The following is a 22246-nucleotide window of genomic DNA, read 5'->3' on the forward strand; positions in this document are numbered from 1 at the left end:
TCCAAATAAATAATATGAATCTCTAGCCGATCACTAACTCAGCCAGAGGGCGCGCTATTCTACCCATAAACCCACCCTAGCGCAATAAAAGGCGGGGACTAATGCATCAACTAGTTTAATCATTTGTCGATGGATAGCGGGCTAATGCGTTTCTGCAGGTTCGTCATGGATAACAATGAGTCGTTTCGGCGCTAATAAGCCATCTTCGTTCATTGTGCCAATCCCCACAAACCGGCGAATATCACCTAAAGTGATACGTACCAACTCATCGGTTTTCAATTCTGCATTAACCGATACACGAACCGCTTGACCTTGCATTAAGTAAGGAGCTATAGCATCCGGCACATTCACCTCTGGAAAATCGGCCACGGCCGTGTCCATAGGCAATAACAGAGGGTCGAGTAATACGCTCGGATCTATCTGTTGTTCATGTGCTTGAGCAACTAGCGCTTCAAGTTGTTCTAAAGTGACCATTCTGGCATAGGGATACTGTGCAACTTGGGTGCGGCGCAGCATAATCACATGTGCGCCACAACCGAGCATCTCACCGAGATCGTCTATGATAGTGCGAATATAAGTGCCCTTAGAACAATGAATGTCTAAGGTCAGCTCATCGCCTTCAAGACCGATGAAATTTAGCTCAAATACCGTAATAGGGCGAGATTCACGCGGCACTTCTATACCTTCACGGGCATATTTATACAGGGGCTGACCCTGATATTTCAGCGCGGAATACATAGAAGGAACTTGCTGAGTTTCACCACGGAAGAAATCAAGCGCGGTTAATAGCTGCGCCTCGGTAAAATCAATGGCACGGGTTTGCACCACTTCACCATCGGAATCACTGGTATCTGTCCGTTCGCCAAGTTTTGCAGTGACTAAATAGCGTTTATCGGCATCCAATAGATGCTGAGAAAACTTAGTCCCTTCGCCTAAGCATACAGGTAACATACCTGTCGCTAACGGATCGAGTGCGCCCGTATGCCCAGCTTTATTCGCATTAAAAAAGCGCTTTACCCTTTGCAATGCAAAGTTAGAACTCATGCCAGTGGATTTATCCAGCAGCACTATCCCATCGATAAAACGACCTTTTGGACGACGAGCCATTAATCTTTACCTTCCGTTTCATCTGCGTCATCAGCAATATCATCACCTAAGACTTCATCTTCAACCGATGCGTCTTCGCTGCCAAATTGCTGTTGCTTCGCTTTGTCTTGGTTGATCACTTGGCTAACTAAGTTAGACATGCGCATACCTTCAACTAGCGAGCTATCGTAGATAAAACGCAGTTCAGGCATGACACGCAGCTTCATACGACCCGCCACTAAAGTGCGGATATAAGGAGCTGCGCTGATCAAAGCGTTTAGCTTTTCTTGAACGACAGCTTTGTCTTCTTCGAAAAAAGTCACAAACACTTTGGCATAGCTGAGATCGCGAGAGACGTCGACGTCATTCACAGTCACAAAGCCAATACGAGGATCTTTCATGTCGCGCTGTAGCACTTGAGCAAGTTCTTGCTGAAGCTGCTGAGCGATTCGACGAGTACGACTGAATTCTTTTGCCATAATATTTCTTACCATAGCTTAAATTGATAAGGGCGGCTAAAGCCGCCCTTATTATCGTTACAGAGTACGAGCAATCTCGACGGTTTCGAATACTTCGATTTGGTCGCCTACGCGAACATCGTTGTAGTTCTTAACGCCAATACCACATTCCATACCATTGCGAACTTCAGCAACGTCGTCTTTAAAGCGACGTAGCGATTCGAGTTCACCTTCGTAGATAACAACGTTATCACGTAGTACGCGAATTGGCGCGCTACGCTTAATGGTACCTTCGGTCACCATACAGCCAGCAATTGCACCCAGCTTAGGTGACTTGAACACATCACGAACTTCAGCCAGACCGATAATTTGTTGTTTGAACACAGGAGACAGCATACCTGTCATCGCTGCACGCACTTCATCAATCAAATTATAGATAACGCTGTAGTAACGTAAATCAACACTTTCACTTTCGATAGTCTTACGGGCTTGTGCATCGGCACGTACGTTAAAGCCAACCATGATAGCGTTAGAGGCAGCCGCTAAGGTTGCATCCGTTTCAGTCAGTGCACCCACACCGCGAGCGATGATGTTCACTTTCACTTCGTCGGTAGACAAACCTGTTAACGAATCAGTAATCGCTTCGAGTGAACCTTGTACGTCTGCTTTAAGAACGATGTTCAGTTCTTTCACTTCGCCGTCTGTCATGTTCGCAAACATGTTTTCTAGCTTAGATTTTTGCTGACGTGCCAGTTTCACATCACGGAACTTACCTTGACGATACAGGGCAACTTCGCGAGCTTTACGTTCGTCACGTACGACTGTTGCTTCATCACCTGCAGACGGAACGCCTGACAGACCTAGAATTTCAACAGGAATAGATGGACCAGCTTCAGTGATTGAACGACCGTTTTCGTCTTTCATTGCACGAATTTTACCGTACTCAAGACCACACAGAACGATATCACCTTGGCGCAGCGTACCTTCTTGAACCAGAATCGTAGCCACAGGGCCGCGACCTTTGTCCAATTGTGATTCAATGACCACACCAGCAGCCATACCATCACGTACCGCTTTCAGTTCGAGAACTTCAGCTTGCAGTAAGATACCTTCTAACAGTTCATCAACGCCTTCACCTGTCTTAGCTGAAACGAAGGCAAACATGTTGTCTCCACCCCAATCTTCAGACATAACACCGTGTTGTGACAATTCGCTCTTAACGCGATCGATATCCGCTTCCGGTTTATCCATCTTGTTCACAGCCACGATTAATGGCACGTTACCGGCTTTAGCATGTTGAATAGCTTCGATTGTTTGCGGCATTACACCGTCATCGGCAGCAACAACTAGCACAACAATATCCGTTGCCTTGGCACCACGGGCACGCATTGCGGTAAACGCGGCGTGACCAGGAGTATCAAGGAAAGTGATCATGCCATTTTCAGTTTCAACATGGTATGCACCGATATGCTGAGTAATACCACCGGCTTCGCCAGCAGCCACTTTAGCGCGGCGAATGTAGTCGAGTAACGAAGTCTTACCGTGGTCAACGTGACCCATGATAGTCACAACTGGTGCACGAGATTCTAGCTTAATGCCATCTTCATCATCACGGTCTTGTAGCACTTGGTGCTCAAGCTCGTTTTCACGGATAAGCACAACTTTGTGACCCATTTCTTCAGCAACTAGCTGGGCAGTCTCTTGATCTAACACTTGGTTGATCGTGACCATAGAACCCATTTTCATCATCTGTTTGATGATTTCAGTCGCTTTCACTGCCATTAAATGCGCAAGTTCAGAAACAGTAACAGTTTCACCGATACGCACATCACGGCTCACGGCTGCCACAGGCTTATTGAAGCCATGCGCCATAGACTCAGGTGCAGTACTGCGGTTACGCATGTGTTTTTCACGGCCGTCACGGGCATCTTTGCCGCCACGTTTTTTCGCGTTGCTCTTGTTACGAGCACGACGTCCGCGTTTTTCTTCATCCAGATCAGAAGTATCTTCAGCAGCACGAGCTACTTTAGATGTCGTGATGTGATGATCACCGTTTTTCTCAGCTTCTAAACGTTGGCGCTCTTCTTCGGCCCAGCGTTTAGAATGTTCTTCAGCGAGTAAGCGAGCTGTTTCTGCCGCTTTAGCCGCTTCTTCGTCTTGCTTACGTTTAGTTGCCGCTTCTTGCGCCGCTTTCAAACGTTCAGCTTCTAGACGAGCCGCTTCTGCTTCTGGTGACATATCTTTAACCACTTTCACTTCGGCTGCTGCTTTAGCTTTCGCCTTGGCTTCTGCTTCCACTTTTGCCTTAGCATCTGCTTCAGCTTTCACTTTTGCTGCCGCAGCAGCTTCTGCTTCGGCCTTTGCTTTTGCCAAAGCTTCTGCTTCGGCTTTCGCTTCTTCTTCAGCCTTCAGAGTAGCCTCATTAGCATCACGCTTAACGAAAGTTCGTGTTTTACGAACTTCAACTTTAACATCTTTAGATTGACCACCATTACCGGCCACACTTAGGGTCGATACGGTTTTACGCTGCAGCGTCATTTTCGTTGGCGCATTTTCGCCACCGTGCTGCTTTTTCAGATAATCCAGTAACTGCTGCTTTTCAGCTTCAGTCACTTTATCAGCTTGGCCTTTCTTAATTCCAGCCTGAGAGAATTGCTCAATCAGACGTTCAACACTTTTACCCACTTCCGTGGCCAATTTCTCTACGGTAGTATCTGCCATCAGTTAAATCCCCCTGTTGATCGACTTATGCTTCTTCGCCAAACCAACAGATATTGCGGGCTGCCATGATGAGCTCACCTGCTTTTTCTTCTGTCAATTCTTCAATTTCGATCAAATCATCAATGCCTTGTTCAGCCAAGTCTTCTAGAGTCACAATACCTTTGCTAGCGAAAACATAGGCTAAGTGTCTTTCAACACCTTCAAGTGCTAGCAACTCTTCACTTGGCTCCACACCATCCAGTGCTTCTTCAGTAGCGAGAGCTCGAGTTGAGATCGCCGCTTTTGCACGTTCACGTAAAGCTTCGACGAGATCTTCGTCAAAACCGTCAATCGCCAATAGTTCAGACACAGGCACATAGGCAACTTCTTCGAGCGACGTAAAGCCCTCATCTGCCAGTACTTGTGCAAAATCTTCATCGACATCCAGTGAGTTAACAAATAAATCAACCACCTTGGCACTTTCTGCCTGATGTTTCTTATTCATATCTTCCACTGTCATAACGTTCAGAACCCAACCAGTTAATTGTGTTGCTAAACGTACGTTCTGGCCATTACGTCCAATGGCTTGTGCCAAACTATCGGCTTCAACAGCGATATCCATAGAATGGTTATCTTCGTCGACTATGATAGAGGCAACATCGGCTGGCGCCATGGCATTGATCACGTATTGTGCTGGATTATCATCCCACAACACGATATCAACACGTTCGCCACCCAGTTCATTCGAAACGGCTTGTACACGCGCACCGCGCATACCCACACACGCACCGATAGGATCGATACGGCGATCATTCGACTTAACGGCGATCTTAGCGCGAGCGCCTGGATCACGAGCAGCGCCCATGATTTCAATCAGTTCGTCAGCGATTTCAGGCACTTCAACACGGAAAAGCTCGATCAGCATTTCAGGTTTAGTACGGCTTAAGAATAACTGTGCACCACGAGCTTCTGGACGTACTGAGTACAATAATGCACGCACACGGTCACCAGGACGGAAAGATTCGCGTGAAATTAAGTCTTCACGGAACAATACGCCGTCAGCGTTATTACCTAAGTCAACCACTACGCTCTCGCGAGTCGCTTTTTTGACCACACCAGTGATTAACTCACCTTCTTGATCTTGGAACTGCTCAACCACTTGCGCACGTTCAGCTTCACGTACTTTCTGTACGATCACTTGCTTAGCGGTTTGAGTGGTAATACGGTCAAACACCACTGACTCGATATCGTCTTCGATAAACTCGCCAGGCTGGATGTCCGGATTTTCGTAACGTGCCGCTTCTAACGTGATTTCACGATAAGGGTTTTCTAGCGCTTCACCGTGATCATCAACTACCATCCAACGACGGAAAGTATCATAACCACCGGTTTTACGATCGATAGCAACACGAACGTCAATATCACCTTCGTACTTTTTCTTGGTTGCTGTGGCCAGAGCAATCTCTAGCGCTTCAAAAATTTTCTCGCGTGGAACGGCCTTTTCATTTGAAACCGCCTCAGCGACTAGCAGAATCTCTTTATTCATCTCGTCTTGCCTCGTTCACCTTGAAACCATCAAAACTTAGCGATTAAGTTGCCTTTGCGGATATTATCCAATGCGACAACTAACTCTTTACCATTCACTTTCAGCGAGAGCATTTGCCCGTCGACCGCAGTGATGGCGCCTTTTAAATTACGACTGCCGTCAACCGGCATAGTCAATTGAAGCTTTACATCCTCGCCTACATAGCCCGCGTACTGCTCAGCAGTAAATAAGGGTCTATCTACGCCTGGCGAAGAAACCTCTAGGGTATATTCTGTAGAAATAGGATCTTCAACATCGAGTACAGCACTGACTTGGCGACTTGCATTGGCACAATCTTCAATATTGATACCATTCTCACCATCAATGAACACTCGCAGTGTGGAATGCTTACCCGCTTGAACATATTCAATGCCCCACAGCTGAAAGCCTAATGCTTCCACAGGTACTTTGAGCATTTCTGCCAGTCTGAATTCTAACGTTGCCAAGATTGACCCCCGAAAAAACAAAAAAGGGCTTAATAGCCCTAGTACAACGCCACATACGAAGCATGCGACAAATTTAAAAGTCCCAGATAACAAAAAACCCCGTAATCACGAGGTCATTAATTTCAAGAACCTGTAAACCATAACGAATTCAAACACTATTCGTTACTAGGAGCTGGTTGCGGGGGCCGGATTTGAACCGACGACCTTCGGGTTATGAGCCCGACGAGCTACCATGCTGCTCCACCCCGCGTCAACTGTGTGCAAGTATATTGACTATCGTCATTTCTTGCAATAACTAAGAGAGAACTTATCTCGCCTATCTTAGTTATATTTGGTGCCGAGAGCGGGACTTGAACCCGCACGACCGTTAGGTCACAGCCACCTCAAGGCTGCGCGTCTACCAATTTCGCCACCTCGGCGACACCTTTTACTAGTCAGGAATTTTCGTTTCTGACTTTTGGGTTCCTTGCTCAACTGGTTGGGTAACCTGTTCAGTGTCTGAACCTAAATCTTTCCATGAATCTTCATTTTTTGCGTGGTTTGCACTTAAGTTACCAATAAGCAGACTTAAAGTGAAAAACGCAATGGCAAGAATCGCCGTACTGCGTGTCAGGAAATTACCTGAACCGCTTGAACCAAAAAGAGTACCTGATGCACCGGCGCCAAAAGAGGCCCCCATGTCAGCTCCCTTACCTTGCTGAATTAATACTAAGCCTATTAGACCTAATGCAACCAACAAGTAAATAACTACTAGAACTTCATACATATTATGCGCTCATCGCTATGGTACACAGACTTAAAAACTCGCTAGAGTTTAAGCTAGCACCGCCAATCAGTCCACCATCAACATCAGGTTGGGCAAATAAATCTGCAGCATTACTCGGTGTCACACTACCACCGTAGAGAATCCTGATATTTTCTCCGATAAACGGAGACACTTCAGAGAGGCGTTTGCGAATAAACGCATGAACTTCTTGTGCCTGCTCTGGTGTAGCACTTTTACCTGTTCCTACAGCCCAAAGCGGCTCGTAGGCGATAATAGCGTTATCAAAAGCCATAGTGCCATTTTTCTGGATCACTATATCCAACTCTTCAGCAATCACCTCGAAGGTGCGTCTTGCTTCTCGTGCTGGACCTGACTCACCCACACATAAAATTGGGGTTAAGCCATGCTTTTGTGCAGCGGCGAATTTCTCCGCTACGATATTACTCGTCTCTCCGTACATACGGCGACGTTCTGAATGCCCGATAATTACATATCGACATCCTGAATCTTTGAGCATCTGACCTGAAACTTCTCCGGTATAAGCGCCAAAGTCATGTTGACTTAGGTTTTGAGCGCCCATCCTAACAAGTGAACCGTCTAACGCTTCCTTGTTTGCTTCTAGCAGTTGCCTAACGCTCTCTAGATAGATAGAAGGCGGGCATAAAACCACTTCAGCTGAATCATTTTGGAGCTTAGAGGCAAATTTTTTGAACAACTCTTGGGCTAATGCCGCACTGCCGTTCATCTTCCAATTGCCAGCTACCATAGGACGTCTGAGTGCCATCACTGTCTCCTCTGAAAGCGGCGTGAATAATAGCGAACCACTTATTAAGTTACAATAGCTAAATTCGAATTTTTTCAGATATCAGGTTGGAATGCTTATTTTTTACACGCCAAAGCTGTTTTCTGTTCATTTGTGCAGCTAACACCTTAATTTTAAATTGGTATCAGCCGCACTCATTACAAAATTAGCAAATATTAGCTTGCCGATTTTACCGCATCCGCAATCAAATTTGCGTGCGCCAATACTGCACTATGATCGTCACCTTCAACCATGACACGGATCAAAGGTTCAGTACCTGACTTACGTAATAATACTCGGCCACGCACGCCCAGTTGAGATTCAACCTGTGCCTGCGCCGCTTTAACTTTATCTGACTTAAGAGGGTCATGTTCACCTTCAAAGCGCACATTGACTAACACCTGCGGCAACATTTCCATCGCAGAAGTCAGTTCTTCTAGCGTGGCATCCTGACGACGCATAGCCGCTAACACTAAAATCCCCGCAACTATGCCATCACCAGTTGTGCCGTGATCAAGATTGAGGATATGCCCTGAGTTTTCACCGCCGATGCGCCAATCGAGTTCTTTAAGTAGTTCCATCACATAACGGTCGCCCACTTTCGAACGCGCAAAGGGGATGTCTAATCCTTGCAAGGCGAGATCAAGCCCAAGGTTTGACATTAACGTACCAACTACACCACCGCGTAATACGCCACGGGATTTCGCATCACAGGCCAGAATATATAAAATTTGATCGCCGTCGATCACTTCGCCTTTGCTGTTGACCATCATAATACGGTCACCGTCACCGTCGAGTGCAATACCTAAATCGGCACTTTCGGCTAGAACGGTTTCACAAATTTTACCCATGGACGTCGCGCCCACTTTATCATTGATGTTCATCCCGTTGGGTTTATCACCAATGGCAATCACCTCGGCGCCTAACTCACGAAACACAGCTGGCGCTATGTGATAAGTTGCGCCATGGGCACAATCAACCACAATTTTTAGCCCAGTTAACGTGTGTTCTGCAGGAAAATTACCTTTGCAATACTCAATATAACGGCCACGGGCATCTTCAATACGCGATACCTTCCCCAATAGATGCGATTCAACACAAACGAGGGGCTTTTCAAGCTCGGCTTCAATTTCTAGCTCTAGGTTATCGTCTAACTTACTGCCGTCGGTGGAGAAAAACTTAATACCGTTATCGTAATACGGATTGTGTGACGCGCTGATCACCACCCCAGCTTCGGCGCGAAACGTGCGCGTCAAATAGGCTACAGCTGGCGTTGGCATAGGTCCCATTAACATCACATTAAGGCCTGCAGCAGAAAGGCCAGCTTCTAATGCTGACTCAAACATATAGCCCGAAATACGGGTATCTTTACCTATAATCACCTTTTTGGTACCACTGCGGGATAACACGCGCCCCGCCGCCCAACCTAACTTAAGCGCGAGCTCAGGCGTCATTTGACCTGAACCGACTTTTCCCCGAATACCGTCAGTTCCAAAAAATTTACGTTCTTTCATATCGCTCCACAAACTCAAATGTGTCCCAATGATTTGGGATCATAATATTAATTAAATGCTTAACGAGAGCATAACGATGCTTAAAAATACGCTTGTGTCGCTTGTAACACCTTGAGCATATCCACAGTTTCAGTAACATCATGCACACGAATGATATGAGCGCCCTTTTGGGCCGCTATCATAGCGCCAGCAAGGCTCCCAGCAAGACGTTCTGAGGTCGGTTTTGCTAAGAGGTTTCCTATCATGCTCTTACGAGACAATCCTATCAATATCGGTAAATCAAACTGGGCAAAACAGTCGAGCTTCGCCAGTAATTCATAGTTATGTTCTAAGCTTTTACCAAAACCAAATCCCGGATCGAGTATTAATAATTCACGGGGGATCCCTGCTCGCAAGCAAGCTTCAATCCGCTCAGTTAAAAAGACAGAAACTTCTTCAATAACATTATGGTAAGTCGGTGCAAATTGCATGCTTTTGGGTTCACCTTGCATATGCATTAAGCATATGGGGACTTGCAACTCTGCAGCAGCTTCAAGCGCACCAGGCTCCATCAGGGCGCGCACATCGTTAATCAAATGCGCGCCCGCAGCAACAGCTTGACGCATGACTTCAGGCTTACTGGTATCAACCGAAATCCACACATCATGGTGCGCCGCAACATATTTCACTAACGGGATCACCCGCGCAAGTTCATCGGCTAAGCTCACCTCGGCGGCGCCAGGTCTTGTCGACTCACCACCAATGTCTATCATTCCCGCGCCTTGAGCCACCATGTCATCGGCATGCTGACAGGCAAGCTCATAGGAAGAATATTGACCACCGTCGGAAAAAGAATCGGGAGTGATATTAAGTATACCCATCACAATGGGCGAAGATAACGCGAGGCGTTTAGTGCCAGCAATCAGTTCAAACACGCATTTACTCCTGTAATACGAACACTTACGATTTTACTCACTGGCATAACTTGCGTCATTAATTTCAAGCCTTCATTTTCTATCCGAAATGACTAACTGTCAGAAGATAAATATCAATGGTGGCAGAGAGTATCAATGACAGCGCAGTCAAATTGCTAACAAGGTAAAACAAGAAAACCCCTTTACGGGGTTTTCTTTGGTTTCACAACACATTACTTAGCTGGAGATTCATCAGGATCTTTCAGTTCTGGCTCAGCAGGTGCAGTCACACTGTCTTCAGCTTTCGCTGCTGGTTCACCATGACCATTGCCTTTATCGTTAGAACCATTGTCATCCACTTGCCAATCAGCAGGCTGACGCACTTCACGACGTTTCATTAAATCGTCAATTTGAAGTGAATCAATGGTTTCATACTTCATTAAAGCTTCTTTCATTGAGTGCAGAATATCGAGGTTATCCGTCAATATCTGTCTCGCTCTAGCGTAGTTTTTGTCGATAAAGACTTTTACTTCAGCATCGATAATGGTTGCAGTTTCATCGGACATCGCTTTGGCTTTACCCATGCTGCGACCTAAGAAGACTTCACCATCTTCTTCTGCATACAGCAATGGACCTAACTTGTCCGAGAAGCCCCACTGAGTCACCATGTTACGCGCAATAGATGTCGCGTATTTGATGTCCTGTGATGCGCCAGTCGACACTTTCTCAGTACCGTAGATAAGCTCTTCTGCTAAACGACCACCGTAGGCGACCGAAATTTGGCTTTCTAACTTACGACGGCTCTGGCTCACTGAGTCAGCTTCAGGTAAGAAGAAAGTCACACCTAAGGCACGGCCGCGAGGAATGATAGTCACCTTATGCACAGGATCGTGCTCTGGTACTAAACAACCCACAATCGCATGGCCCGCTTCATGGTAAGCAGTCATTTCTTTTTCAGCTTCAGACATCACCATAGAGCGGCGCTCAGCACCCATCATGATTTTATCTTTTGCACGCTCAAATTCTTCCATGCCTACAACTCGGCGATTTCCGCGAGCCGCAAACAAGGCAGCTTCGTTCACTAAGTTAGCTAAATCAGCACCCGAGAAACCTGGGGTACCACGGGCAATCACACTTGCCTTCACATCTTCAGAAAGCGGTACTTTACGCATATGCACTTTCAAAATCTGCTCACGACCACGAACGTCTGGTAAACCAACGACCACTTGACGGTCAAAACGACCCGGACGAAGTAACGCAGAATCGAGTACGTCTGGACGGTTAGTTGCCGCGATAACAATAACGCCTTCATTACCTTCGAAGCCATCCATCTCAACCAGCATTTGGTTCAGTGTTTGCTCACGTTCATCATGACCACCACCTAAACCCGCGCCACGTTGACGACCGACAGCATCGATTTCATCGATAAAGATGATACAAGGTGCAGATTTTTTCGCTTGTTCGAACATGTCACGCACACGGGATGCACCGACACCAACAAACATTTCCACGAAATCAGAACCTGAAATAGTGAAGAAAGGGACTTTAGATTCACCCGCAATGGCTTTCGCCAGCAAGGTTTTACCTGTACCTGGAGGACCCACCATCAGTACGCCCGTTGGAATTCGGCCGCCCAATTTTTGGAATTTAGTTGGGTCACGCAGGTAATCAACCAGCTCTTTCACTTCTTCTTTTGCTTCGTCACAACCAGCAACATCGGCAAAAGTAGTTTTAATCTGATCTTCGCTCATCAGCTTGGCTTTGCTCTTACCAAAGGACATAGCGCCTTTGCCACCGCCGCCTTGCATCTGGCGCATGAAGAAAATCCATACCCCGATAAGCAATAACATCGGGAACCAAGAGATGAAGATTTGGGTAAGGAACCCTGACTCTTCGGCTTCTTGGCCCTTCATAGTGATGCCTTTACGATCAAGATCATTAATTAAATCTTGGTCATATAACGGCATGATAGTAGTGAATTTTTCACCAGTTCGTTTAGCACCTTCAATAGTACGTTGGTCGCTCTTAACTTCAACTGTTGCGACCTGTCCATCACGGACATTATCTAAGAAGGTAGAATAATCCATCTTCTGCGATGACGAAGAAGAGGGGGAGTAACCCTGAAACACTGACATCAGCACAACGGCGATGACAACCCAGAGTATTAGATTTTTTGCCATGTCACTCAAATTACTAGACCTCATTAAGTCTTGCGATTATTAACGCTAGGTTACTACAACTTGTACCCAGTCGCCACAAGATAGACTTCGCGGGAACGAGCCCGTGAAGAGTCTGGTTTACGTGTTTTAACGACTTTAAACACTGCTTTTACCGCTTTCATGTATTCGTCAAAGCCCTCCCCCTGAAAGACTTTTACCGCAAAACAGCCATTAGGAGCCAATACTTGATGGCACATATCTAACGCCAATTCCACTAAATACATGGCACGGGGCTGATCAACACTATCTGAACCACTCATGTTGGGTGCCATATCAGACAACACAACGTCAACTTTAGCATCACCGACGCGAGTAAGTAATGCTTGAAGGACTTTATCTTCACGAAAATCCCCTTGCAGAAAGTCTACCCCGACGATGGGATCCATAGGCAAAATGTCACAGGCGATGACTTTACCTCTATCTCCCGCTAATTTAACTGCCACTTGAGACCAACCTCCCGGAGCGGCACCGAGATCAACCACAGTCATGCCTGGGCGGATCAGTTGATCCTTTTGCTGGATCTCCTCAAGCTTAAACGCAGCGCGAGATCGCAAGCCCATTTTTTGGGCGAGTTTGACATAGTGATCATCAAAGTGTTCTAGCATCCAGCGATTAGAACTGGCCGTACGTTTTATACCTGACATTTAAAATCCGCAACAATTGAGAGTTACACAAAGGCTATATAAGGGTAGAATAGCCGTTTTTCAACAGTAACTCAGCAAAAGTTGGTAGAAATGAACTTAACAACCAAACAAAAACAGCATTTAAAAGGTCTAGCGCATCCGCTAAAGCCAGTGGTGCTGCTTGGTGCCAATGGATTGACTGAAGGTGTACTCGCTGAAATTGAAAGCGCACTCGCTTATCATGAACTGATTAAAGTGAAAGTAGCCTCTGCCGACAGAGAGCTAAAAAATGCCATCGTTGATGCCATAGTACGTGAAACTCAATCCGCAAAAGTGCAACTTATTGGTCATATTCTGGTGATTTATCGTCAATCACCAGAAATGAAAATTGCTTTGCCAAAGGCAAAGTAATTTTTCTTGATTTTATCGTGTTAACAAAAAGGCCATTCAATCGAGTGGCCTTTTTGTTTTCGCTGTTAATTTAAGCGATTAGCATAGCCCTAAGGTGTTTCAGAAATCACTTGTTCCTTATAATGCTCAGGCGTTAAGCCTAATAACTCAGGCAATGAGGTACCAACCGAAATCGAAGAGAATGTGCCGGTTAATATACCGATAAACATTGCAATCGAAAATCCTTCCAGCGGCCCACCGCCCATGATCCACAGCGCACCGACCGTCATTAAGGTTGTCCCTGATGTCACCATAGTACGAGAAAACGTCGCCACAATTGCTTGGTTGTTAATGTCTTGAATCGCAAGCTTTGGCTTAGCAATCAATAATTCACGAATACGGTCAGCGATAATGATCGAATCGTTTAAGGAATAACCTAAAATCGCCAGCACAGCCGCAAGTATCGTTAAATTAAACTCCATCTGAGTCAAGGCGAAAAATGCCAGCACGAACACTACGTCATGCACTAAAGCGAATAGGGCACCCGATGCGAGTCGCCATTCGAAGCGATAACTTAAATAACCTAATATCGCCAGCATAGCGACTAACAGCGCCAAACCGCCCTGCTCTGCCAATTCTTGACCAATCTGCGGCCCGACAACACTGCTGTTAAGCACTTGCACTTCAGAGTTAAGCGGCGCTAATACCTGCTGAATATCGATATTACCTTGCTCTGTATCGGCACTCTTTATATCGGAATAGCGCAACACCCAACGTCCCGGCTCACTGGCGGAGACTACACTCACCTCTTGCTGATAAGCGGCATTAAGTAAAGGTTGCAATTCACTGCTGGTAATTTTTCTATCGATCTGCACTTCGGTGACGACACCGCCAGTAAAATCTAAGCCCCAGTTAAAACCTTTCACGCCTATTATGGTTAATGACACTAGCATCAACAAAATTGAGATAGCACTCGAAACATAACGCCATTTAGTTAGATTGATATTTTTCATAGTTATACCTTTACATGACGGCTAGCATCACGTCCATAAACTAAGTTGATCAAGGCCCTTGAAGCAAAGATACCGGTAAACATGCTGGTCAATAGACCTAGACCTAAGGTCAAGGCAAAACCTTGAATTGGACCATTACCTATGGAGTAAAGCACCACTGCAGTGATCATAGTGGTGAAGTTGGCGTCAAAAATAGTAGAAAACGCGCTATCAAAACCCGTATCAATTGCCAGCGCAAAACTGCGACCTTCCTTTAACTTGTCTTTTATTCGCTCAAAAATCAGTACGTTGGTATCTACAGCCATACCGACTGTTAACACCAAACCCGCAATCCCAGGTAAGGTCAACACAGCGCCAGGGATAAGCGCCAGTAAACCAAACAGGATCACCATATTGGAGATCAGCGCTATATTCGCCACCCAACCGAGACGGCGATACCAAAGCGCCATAAACAGCAAGGTAATCCCCATCCCTAAACCAAGGGCAGCAAAACCGTTTTCAATGTTTTCAGCACCCAGCGTCGGGCCAATAGTGCGCTCTTCAACAATAGTCACTGGCGCCGTCATAGAGCCAGCTCGCAGTAACAAAGCTAATTGTTGTGCTTCTTGATAGGAGCCTGCACCCGTAATGCGAAAACGATCTCCAAGTTGGGATTGAATAGTCGCAACACTGATAATCTCTTGTGTTTGCTTTGCCTTACCTTGCTCATCACGGCTGTATTCGCTGTAAGACGTCGCCATAGGTTTGCCGATATTGGTACGGGAAAACTCAGACATTTTCTGCCCGCCCACACGGTCAAGGTTAATGTTCACCTCCGCCATGCCCATCTCGCCTAAACTCGCCCTCGCATCGACAATATGATCGCCACCCAGCACTGGTGTGCGGCTCACATAAATAGGCTTACCAGACTTGTCATTGAGCACCATAGCATTAACGGAGCCAGACTCTTTAACCTCGAAAAAGGCCAGACTCGCCGTAGCACCGATAACGTTTTTAGCGGCTGCAGGATCTTGTACTCCAGGCAATTCAATCCGAATTCGATGCTCCCCTTGACGCTGCACTAAAGCTTCAGTGATACCGAGTTCTTCAATACGGCTGCGCATCACTTGTAAGTTTTGCTGCACTGTCAAATTACGCAGTTTCGTTTGCTCTTCTTGGCTCAACTTAATCAGTAAACCCGCGCCATCTGCATTGGATAGCTGCCAATTAGGATAGGACTCTTTCATCATTTGACGCACAGCAGCACGGGCGTCATTATCCGGCAACGTCATGTTTAACTGATGACTTTGGTCCAAATGCACGCTAGCACCACGAATTTTCTGCTCACGGATGAATTGACGTAGCGAATCAACAAGCGTCTCGGCCTGAGTTTGATAAACAGGATCAATATCAACATCGAGTAAGAACTGTACGCCACCGCGCAAGTCGAGCCCGAGTTTAATCGGCTGAAAGCCTAAGTTTTGTAACCAACTTGGCGCCGCACTGGCAAGGGATAAAGTCAATTCTTTTGGCTCTGCGACCATAGAAGAGACTAAAGTTTTGACTAAGGTTTGTTGGTTATCCGCATCGAGGACAATTAAGGTTTCACCATTTTTTTGGTCGATACGTTTTACCGTCACGCCTTCAGCTTGTAGCTTATCTCGAAGGGCAATAGGTGTGAGCGTTAACCCCGCCTTCGCGCCCACCTGCACCGCCGCATCCTCACCGTAAAATGTCGGCAACGCACTGAATAGCATCACGATAATAGTGACGATAAGCACTAAGTATTTCCAAGCTGAATAGTGATTTAGCAGCCGTTGATTGGGTTTTCTTTCCATGGGATTAACTCGCTATTTAACGCTCAGCATTTGAATCAAATCGCTAAGCGAACATATTGATATCAGTCCGAAACACATGATTGAGTACCAGCGGCTAAGCTCGTAAGGCTCAAATCATCACTGCTTACTTAAGCAGCTATAAAAAGTTTCGGTGAGTACAAAAAGGCAACAGCATGAAAAATCGATAAGAGTAGGCTCCTATCAACGTCATGCCTAAATAGGCGAGCTAAGCGGCTTGTTGGCTAAATCGATATTGAAGATTTGAGACTTTCCAACCCGAAATTCGGGCGGGGGAAGAAACAGCAGAAAGCGTCCAATCTGATATGATATCAAGATCGGTGGGTTCAACGGCATTGGATGTCGGTTCGGCAGTAAAGTCTACAGCGAGTACATATACTGGCTTGACCTCACGCACATCGTGCTGGGCAAGACTGATAAATCGCGGCGAATTTATCGGGGCAAAATCTAAGTCATCAGAATGACTTACATAGTCAGAGCTCGGACAAGGTGCTGGCTGTGATTCTGAGTCTGAACTGACGCGATTGGTATCATGACTATTCGGTGAGCCGCAGCTTTCAACGGTTTGCGCATCAGACTGTGCATTAGATTGGGCGATAACATCGGCATCGGGCAAGCTTTGAGGCTCAGCGCTTAGTTTTGTATGGGGAGTCGAGCTATCAAGACTCACAGTATGCATCTGAGCCGTTTGTTTCAGAGCAGTGTGTTTCTGACCCATATGCATCTGAACATAATGGCGAGTTGCATCACTGCGCTGTACTGAGGGTTTTGGCGCATAGCTAGCCGAGTGCGCAATCAACATGATCGCCACGCAAACTAACATCAATCCTGTACGCCAATGTTTGACCAAAGCGTGCCCTCTTATAAAACATTATCAAACTAAGGATGAACCTATTCACTGTTCGCTTTTGATGCTTAACTGTGGGTCCATAAAGTGAAACTCGCGCAAAAAAACAACATACACATTTCGCCAATGTTGATTTTGCTAGGATGGCAGCTTAGGTAAAAACCTACAAAGAGACAAATTAAACTTTGTCCATCTTACCCCGAATTCAACGCTGAAGCGCGATCGATATCTTTGGCTAAAGCCCTAAACTCAAGCCGTAAACAAACTTAATTCGCGTATAACAAAAAACCGCCCTAGGACGGTTTTAGCGATATCGCATGAGTCACGCTCACAACACTATAAGCAAAGTATTATAAGCAGATTATAAATACTGTACTGAGATGATTTCGTAATCTGTCATACCACCTGGCGTAGTAATAGACACTTCATCACCTTCATTTTTGCCGACTAAGCCGCGGGCTATTGGTGAATTCACTGAAATCAGGTTTTCTTTAATATTCGCTTCGTCATCGCCGACTATGCGATAAGTCACTTCAACATCGGTATCGAGATTTAAAATAGTCACAGTGGCGCCAAAAATGATACGACCGTTATTCACCATCTTAGTGACGTCGATAATTTGCGCGTTAGATAACTTACCCTCAATATCACGGATACGTGCTTCACAAATACCTTGTTCCTCACGAGCCGCATGGTATTCCGCGTTTTCTTTCAAGTCGCCTAACTCTCTCGCTGAAGCAATTGCTTCAGTGATTTTAGGGCGACGGTCAAACTTGAGAATATCTAACTCTTTACGCAGCTGCTCTGCACCGACAACTGTCATAGGAACCTTAGTCATAACTTCTTTCGTCTCCTTTAAAACAAAAGCAACCCGTGCCAACGCTAAGGTCAACACAGTCAAATGAGGGTGGAATTGCGCTATTCTAATCGTTATGCGCTTTTGATGCACCAAGAACAATGCATTGACGCAGCTTACCCAACCTTAAGCAGAGTTACCAGTAATCAAATTCAAATCTGTATACCTAAGGAAATTTCGCACACGTTTTAGTACGAAATGAATACAAAAATGCCCACTCGCCATTTAGACCGTGGGCATTAAGACTCAAAGCAAAAACCTCAAATAGAGGTTAACTCATTTATTCAAGCCCAGCCTCAAAGGTCAAAAAGATTTCACTAACCGTTTTATCAGCAAGGGATTTATCTGAATTAGGGCGCTCAATTGCCGCATGTAAGAGATAACGTCCTGCTGAAGGTAAGATCATTGAAACTTTACCGTCTTTATCTGAGGTAAATTCGATTTCCTCTGGTTTGTTTCGATATAAGCTACCGTCTTTAATAATGGCGACTTTAACGCCTTCAACGGGCTTACCATCGAAAACAAATTGCAGGGTAGCAGCTTCATTCTCAATAATATCTGCAGGATGAGTCACAGGCACTAGTTCTAAATATTCCCCCTTAGGCTTTAACACTTCCTCAGTTGGCTTATTACGTGTGACATAGGTTTCAACCCGCGACACATTTAAAGAACTTTCAAGTTCATAGGCTCCCTTTGGCATAGCAGCAGTTGTGGCTTTTTTATCCATACGGCTGCGTACAACCCCTTCTTTTCCTTTAACTTTATACTGAGAAAAATAACGAGGTGAAACTTCTTTTTCAAACTTATAAGTGCCATCTTGCATCAGTTGCACATCAAACACCGACTTACGTCCGCCCGTGTAACTTGAGCTTGGAGACGTTGGTTTTCCATTTGGCTGTAACACACGCACATCACTGGCACTAAAAGGTTTATCCATCATAAACACTTGATTGCTGGCAGACACATCTGAAGTAATCCACACAATTTCTTCACTTTCAGCCGAAACGTTGAAGTGGCTAGGTAAAATCCATCTGTCGTGGCTACTTGCCAATGGGCTAATGCAAAGTGTGCCAAGTAATGCAATAAGACGTAATTTCATGCCTTTTCCTTAAGTTTAACAATTAATATACGGGCTAAATATTTAATGGATTGACTCAACGAGCCATGCCGCTTAAGCGTAAGTCGATAACGCCAGTTTCTGTCGTGGCGGGCAACTGCACAGAGAAATCTCCCGCAGCTAAATCGATATTTTGTCGTACAAGATCGCGACCACCGTGTTCACGCACCACTTCAATAAATACAGTGTAAGTGGCAGGTTCAAGCACTTTTCCCGCCTCATCTTTTAAATCCCAATCGATTTTGTAATGACCCGCTGGACGTGTCGCAGATGCAATACCGTCAACAAAGCTCATATCTTCGCGTCCGGCTTTACGCCACCAACGACGGATATCTTTCAACCATTTATGGCCTTCATCCCATACCCAAAGGCTTAAGGTTTTAACCGTTTGCCCCTTGGCATCCTCAACCCATACGGCCACATAAGGTCTGTGATATTGCCCTTCGGTAATTTCAGGCAAGGTTAAATCGACTGTCATTTTAGGCGTCGCAAACGCCACAGAACTGACAAACAAAGCACTCACCGTAATGGTGCGAATAAGATGACGCATACTCGGCCTACACTCCTTATGGAACAAAATAAACATACACAAGCCCGCAACTACTGCTGACGAGTACCATGTATAACAATGACTTTTTGAGGCGCTTGGTTTGAGGCAGCAACAAATAAGCCCCAGTGAGCGAAAATAAAATGATAAGCACAGCGCTGAGATCGAGTATCCAAGCCCAAGCTGTGCCTGTGTTACGGCCCTTATGCAAATCATTCACTACGGCAACGACACCGTAATCTAAGGTTTCGACATAGGCTTGCCCGTCGAGTAAGTCCAATGTCAGACTCCGATAAGTACCAGGTCCTTTGCTGACTAAACTAATTTCATCTTCATCGATATCGGCACTCGCCATATCCATAGCCCATTCACTTTTCAACCAATGACCCGCAGCCAGACGCCATTGTGAGTCTTGGGCATTAACGGGTAACAAATAGGCTGGGATTGGCACTTGTTCCCGCTTAGGTTCCTGATCAGCTTGAGAAAACCAATTAGGATGATTTAACGTTATACCTGTCACCGCAAAAAACAGCATCAGCAACAATAAAGCCATAGACACATAAACATGAATAATGCGGGCAAAGGACAAAGATGACTTACTGACTCTTAATTTCAATGATGCACTCTCAAAAACAAACCAAAGAGAAATACCTCCAGAGTCTGCTTTCCCTATGCAGCTAAAGATAGAAATGAGCTGCATTAAACTAATTTAATGCGCCGAGATTAAATGAGATCGATTATCAAACAGAACAAAGTTTACAAACTTTACATATTCAATACTGAAAAAGAAGTCAAAAAGTAAGAAGAAAAATAAGTGCTAAAAATAAAGCACTTAGGGGTAAATCTGTTTTTAGCACTCAAAAACCATTACCTTCGATTAAATTAGCAGCAAATAATTTATTGTATCACCTGTAAATACCTTTCAAATTCATAAGGATAAAATCCAACATTTGGGTTAATTTTTTTGCTTAAAATTTACTTTGCCACCCTCTCGTTTACCTTATGCCAATCAGCTACAATCCGCCGCCGGCGACTTGCTGGTACTTCCAAGGAAATATCATCTTGAGTACATCTCTGCTCAAAAAAATGCGCTGCCTGCATATTGTGTGGCTCGCATTAATGCTCAACGCCTGCGTTGCACCACTATTATTAATGTCACCTCAAGGCCAGCTCATGTGGGCCTTGCTTAAACCCCTTGTCGGTTTAGATCCGAACGATGTCGGATTATTCGAACAACCGCTCATCAAAAACCGTATGCAGGAATTGCTGGGTAAAAATTACGATACCACCCTGTCCCTGCTCAAAACGGCCGACAAGATCCAACAGGAAGGTCCACTCATCTACTTAGTGTCGACTTACACCCCTGTCCCCGAAATGGCCGAAAAAGCGGGTCTAGTTTGGAACTCAGACACCAACCAAATGGCAGTCATGCTGATGAAAGGCGGTGCACCCTTAGTGATTTCTGAGCAACTCAGTAATCAGGCAGAAAAACGGGTCCCAAGTTGGCCGAAGGAATTAGCCGACTATACCGATCCACAGAAGTTACAACAAAAAGCCTTAGAAGCGGGTGCAAATCAAGTACAGCAACAATTAGCAATACCTGATGCTGTCAAAGCCGTTGCAACAGGTGATGTTAAAGCGGCCCAAAGTGCCGTTATTGATAGTGCAGTCACAGAGAATACAGTCATTAAGAATGCTGCAATGCCAATCAATATCACTGAAGCGGCTGCAAAAGTCGCCGTTCCAGCGGCTCCTGCAGCTCCAGCAGAAATAAAATCGCCACCCGTTACTCCTGAAGTCAAAAAGCAATAAAACGGATCACCACAGTGCCAGCTCAAATGGCACTGTGGATTAACTTTGAAAATAGCTGAATTGCCACAACCAACGGGAATTATAGAGACAAGGGAAAGGCTGGAAGGGCTAATATTGAAGGGAAACTGAAAGCAAAATAACGCTAAGCTGAAAATAGTTAAAAGTTAAAAAGCAAAAAGCCTGTCAGAAGACAGGCTTTTTAACTTTTTGGCTGGGGTACAAGGATTCGAACCTTGGGATGCCGAGATCAAAACCCGGTGCCTTACCACTTGGCGATACCCCAATAAACTGTGTTTAATCTTCTATCGAAGATTGCATTTTGATGGTACGGGAAGAGAGACTTGAACTCTCACACCTCGCGGCACCAGAACCTAAATCTGGCGTGTCTACCAATTTCACCATTCCCGCATCAAAATGTACCAAAATTGTCTGTTCAACAGTTTTGGATTTTTCTCTGAAAAATCACTTTAACAGAGTTAAATATGGTAGCAATGGCGGGACTTGAACCTGCGACCCCAGCATTATGAGTGCTGTGCTCTAACCAGCTGAGCTACATTGCCAATGGCTGGGGTACAAGGATTCGAACCTTGGAATGCCGAGATCAAAACCCGGTGCCTTACCACTTGGCGATACCCCAATCAACTTGGAAACTGAGAAAAAATGGCTGGGGTACAAGGATTCGAACCTTGGAATGCCGAGATCAAAACCCGGTGCCTTACCACTTGGCGATACCCCAA

20 protein-coding genes and 7 tRNA genes are annotated in these 22246 nt (G+C 45.5%); 2 read left to right on the forward strand and 25 right to left on the reverse strand.

What is annotated here, in order from left to right:
- Positions 1–141 precede the first annotated feature (141 nt).
- The 13 genes from truB to rlmE all read right to left on the reverse strand — a co-directional run bounded on the left by truB (position 142) and on the right by rlmE (position 13113).
- Positions 142–1107, reverse strand: a complete 966-nt coding sequence (gene truB / locus GWI56_RS11325; protein ID WP_173497504.1) for a tRNA pseudouridine(55) synthase TruB — start codon at positions 1105–1107, stop codon at positions 142–144.
- A complete protein-coding gene (rbfA, locus tag GWI56_RS11330) occupies positions 1107–1565 on the reverse strand; it encodes a 30S ribosome-binding factor RbfA (protein ID WP_105251700.1) in 459 nt (152 codons plus the stop codon). Before rbfA ends, truB begins: the two co-directional genes overlap by 1 nt.
- A 57-nt stretch (positions 1566–1622) precedes the next feature.
- Positions 1623–4265, reverse strand: a complete 2643-nt coding sequence (gene infB / locus GWI56_RS11335) for a translation initiation factor IF-2 (RefSeq protein ID WP_105251699.1) — start codon at positions 4263–4265, stop codon at positions 1623–1625.
- Between the two features lie 25 nt (positions 4266–4290).
- Positions 4291–5790: a transcription termination factor NusA gene (gene nusA / locus GWI56_RS11340; protein ID WP_028761452.1), complete on the reverse strand. Its 1500-nt coding sequence runs from the start codon at positions 5788–5790 to the stop codon at positions 4291–4293.
- 29 nt (positions 5791–5819) lie between these two features.
- The gene (gene rimP, locus GWI56_RS11345; protein ID WP_006082718.1) at positions 5820–6275 is read right to left on the reverse strand and encodes a ribosome maturation factor RimP; all 456 of its coding nucleotides are present in this window, start codon (positions 6273–6275) and stop codon (positions 5820–5822) included.
- A 173-nt stretch (positions 6276–6448) separates the two neighbouring features.
- Positions 6449–6525: transfer RNA gene (locus tag GWI56_RS11350), tRNA-Met, on the reverse strand.
- An 82-nt stretch (positions 6526–6607) separates the two neighbouring features.
- A tRNA-Leu gene (locus GWI56_RS11355) sits at positions 6608–6694 on the reverse strand.
- An 11-nt stretch (positions 6695–6705) separates the two neighbouring features.
- Complete coding sequence (gene secG, locus GWI56_RS11360; protein WP_028761453.1) at positions 6706–7041, reverse strand: preprotein translocase subunit SecG; 336 nt, start codon at positions 7039–7041, stop codon at positions 6706–6708.
- Between the two features lies 1 nt (position 7042).
- Positions 7043–7825 carry a triose-phosphate isomerase gene (gene tpiA, locus GWI56_RS11365; RefSeq protein WP_006082720.1) on the reverse strand — a complete coding sequence of 261 codons (783 nt, stop codon included), beginning with the start codon at positions 7823–7825 and terminating at the stop codon, positions 7043–7045.
- A gap of 194 nt (positions 7826–8019) precedes the next feature.
- Positions 8020–9357: a phosphoglucosamine mutase gene (gene glmM / locus GWI56_RS11370; protein ID WP_198572945.1), complete on the reverse strand. Its 1338-nt coding sequence runs from the start codon at positions 9355–9357 to the stop codon at positions 8020–8022.
- An 80-nt stretch (positions 9358–9437) separates the two neighbouring features.
- A complete protein-coding gene (gene folP / locus GWI56_RS11375) occupies positions 9438–10271 on the reverse strand; it encodes a dihydropteroate synthase (RefSeq protein ID WP_198572946.1) in 834 nt (277 codons plus the stop codon).
- A 212-nt stretch (positions 10272–10483) separates the two neighbouring features.
- A complete protein-coding gene (gene ftsH, locus GWI56_RS11380; RefSeq protein WP_168822810.1) occupies positions 10484–12454 on the reverse strand; it encodes an ATP-dependent zinc metalloprotease FtsH in 1971 nt (656 codons plus the stop codon).
- Between the two features lie 29 nt (positions 12455–12483).
- Positions 12484–13113: a 23S rRNA (uridine(2552)-2'-O)-methyltransferase RlmE gene (gene rlmE, locus GWI56_RS11385; RefSeq protein WP_006082724.1), complete on the reverse strand. Its 630-nt coding sequence runs from the start codon at positions 13111–13113 to the stop codon at positions 12484–12486.
- A 90-nt stretch (positions 13114–13203) separates the two neighbouring features.
- On the opposite strand from rlmE, the gene yhbY reads away from it, so the two are divergent.
- On the forward strand, positions 13204–13503 hold the full coding sequence (yhbY, locus tag GWI56_RS11390; protein WP_006082725.1) for a ribosome assembly RNA-binding protein YhbY: 300 nt from the start codon (positions 13204–13206) through the stop codon (positions 13501–13503).
- Positions 13504–13592: 89 nt separating this feature from the next.
- On the opposite strand, the gene secF is transcribed toward yhbY, so the two are convergent.
- From secF to GWI56_RS11425, 7 genes are all read right to left on the reverse strand, one after another.
- Positions 13593–14495: a protein translocase subunit SecF gene (gene secF / locus GWI56_RS11395; RefSeq protein ID WP_028761458.1), complete on the reverse strand. Its 903-nt coding sequence runs from the start codon at positions 14493–14495 to the stop codon at positions 13593–13595.
- A gap of 2 nt (positions 14496–14497) precedes the next feature.
- Positions 14498–16312 (reverse strand): protein translocase subunit SecD, encoded by a 1815-nt coding sequence (gene secD, locus GWI56_RS11400; protein WP_105251696.1) that lies wholly within the window; start codon positions 16310–16312, stop codon positions 14498–14500.
- A 226-nt stretch (positions 16313–16538) separates the two neighbouring features.
- Positions 16539–17153 carry a hypothetical protein gene (locus tag GWI56_RS11405; protein ID WP_198572953.1) on the reverse strand — a complete coding sequence of 205 codons (615 nt, stop codon included), beginning with the start codon at positions 17151–17153 and terminating at the stop codon, positions 16539–16541.
- Positions 17154–17538: 385 nt separating this feature from the next.
- A complete protein-coding gene (gene greA / locus GWI56_RS11410; protein WP_028761461.1) occupies positions 17539–18015 on the reverse strand; it encodes a transcription elongation factor GreA in 477 nt (158 codons plus the stop codon).
- A 298-nt stretch (positions 18016–18313) separates the two neighbouring features.
- Positions 18314–19132 (reverse strand): DUF4198 domain-containing protein, encoded by an 819-nt coding sequence (locus tag GWI56_RS11415; RefSeq protein ID WP_198572947.1) that lies wholly within the window; start codon positions 19130–19132, stop codon positions 18314–18316.
- Positions 19133–19187: 55 nt separating this feature from the next.
- Positions 19188–19700, reverse strand: coding sequence for a DUF2271 domain-containing protein (locus GWI56_RS11420; protein WP_198572948.1), 513 nt, complete (start codon positions 19698–19700; stop codon positions 19188–19190).
- 16 nt (positions 19701–19716) lie between these two features.
- On the reverse strand, positions 19717–20397 hold the full coding sequence (locus GWI56_RS11425; protein WP_168822802.1) for a PepSY-associated TM helix domain-containing protein: 681 nt from the start codon (positions 20395–20397) through the stop codon (positions 19717–19719).
- A 386-nt stretch (positions 20398–20783) separates the two neighbouring features.
- Here GWI56_RS11425 and GWI56_RS11430 point away from each other — a divergent pair, with 386 nt between their 5' ends.
- Entirely contained in the window at positions 20784–21509 is a 726-nt protein-coding gene (locus GWI56_RS11430) for a hypothetical protein (protein ID WP_198572954.1), read from the forward strand.
- A 208-nt stretch (positions 21510–21717) separates the two neighbouring features.
- Here the strand turns inward: GWI56_RS11430 and GWI56_RS11435 are convergent.
- The 5 genes from GWI56_RS11435 to GWI56_RS11455 form a co-directional block, all read right to left on the reverse strand.
- Positions 21718–21792: transfer RNA gene (locus GWI56_RS11435), tRNA-Gln, on the reverse strand.
- A 40-nt stretch (positions 21793–21832) separates the two neighbouring features.
- Positions 21833–21917: transfer RNA gene (locus GWI56_RS11440), tRNA-Leu, on the reverse strand.
- 75 nt (positions 21918–21992) lie between these two features.
- Positions 21993–22069 (reverse strand) — tRNA-Met (locus GWI56_RS11445).
- Positions 22070–22071: 2 nt separating this feature from the next.
- A tRNA-Gln gene (locus tag GWI56_RS11450) sits at positions 22072–22146 on the reverse strand.
- Between the two features lie 24 nt (positions 22147–22170).
- Positions 22171–22245: transfer RNA gene (locus tag GWI56_RS11455), tRNA-Gln, on the reverse strand.
- Between the last annotated feature and the right edge of the window lies 1 nt (position 22246).

The organism is Shewanella sp. DW31 (assembly GCF_015767295.1).
In the GTDB taxonomy this organism is placed as follows: domain Bacteria; phylum Pseudomonadota; class Gammaproteobacteria; order Enterobacterales; family Shewanellaceae; genus Shewanella; species Shewanella oncorhynchi.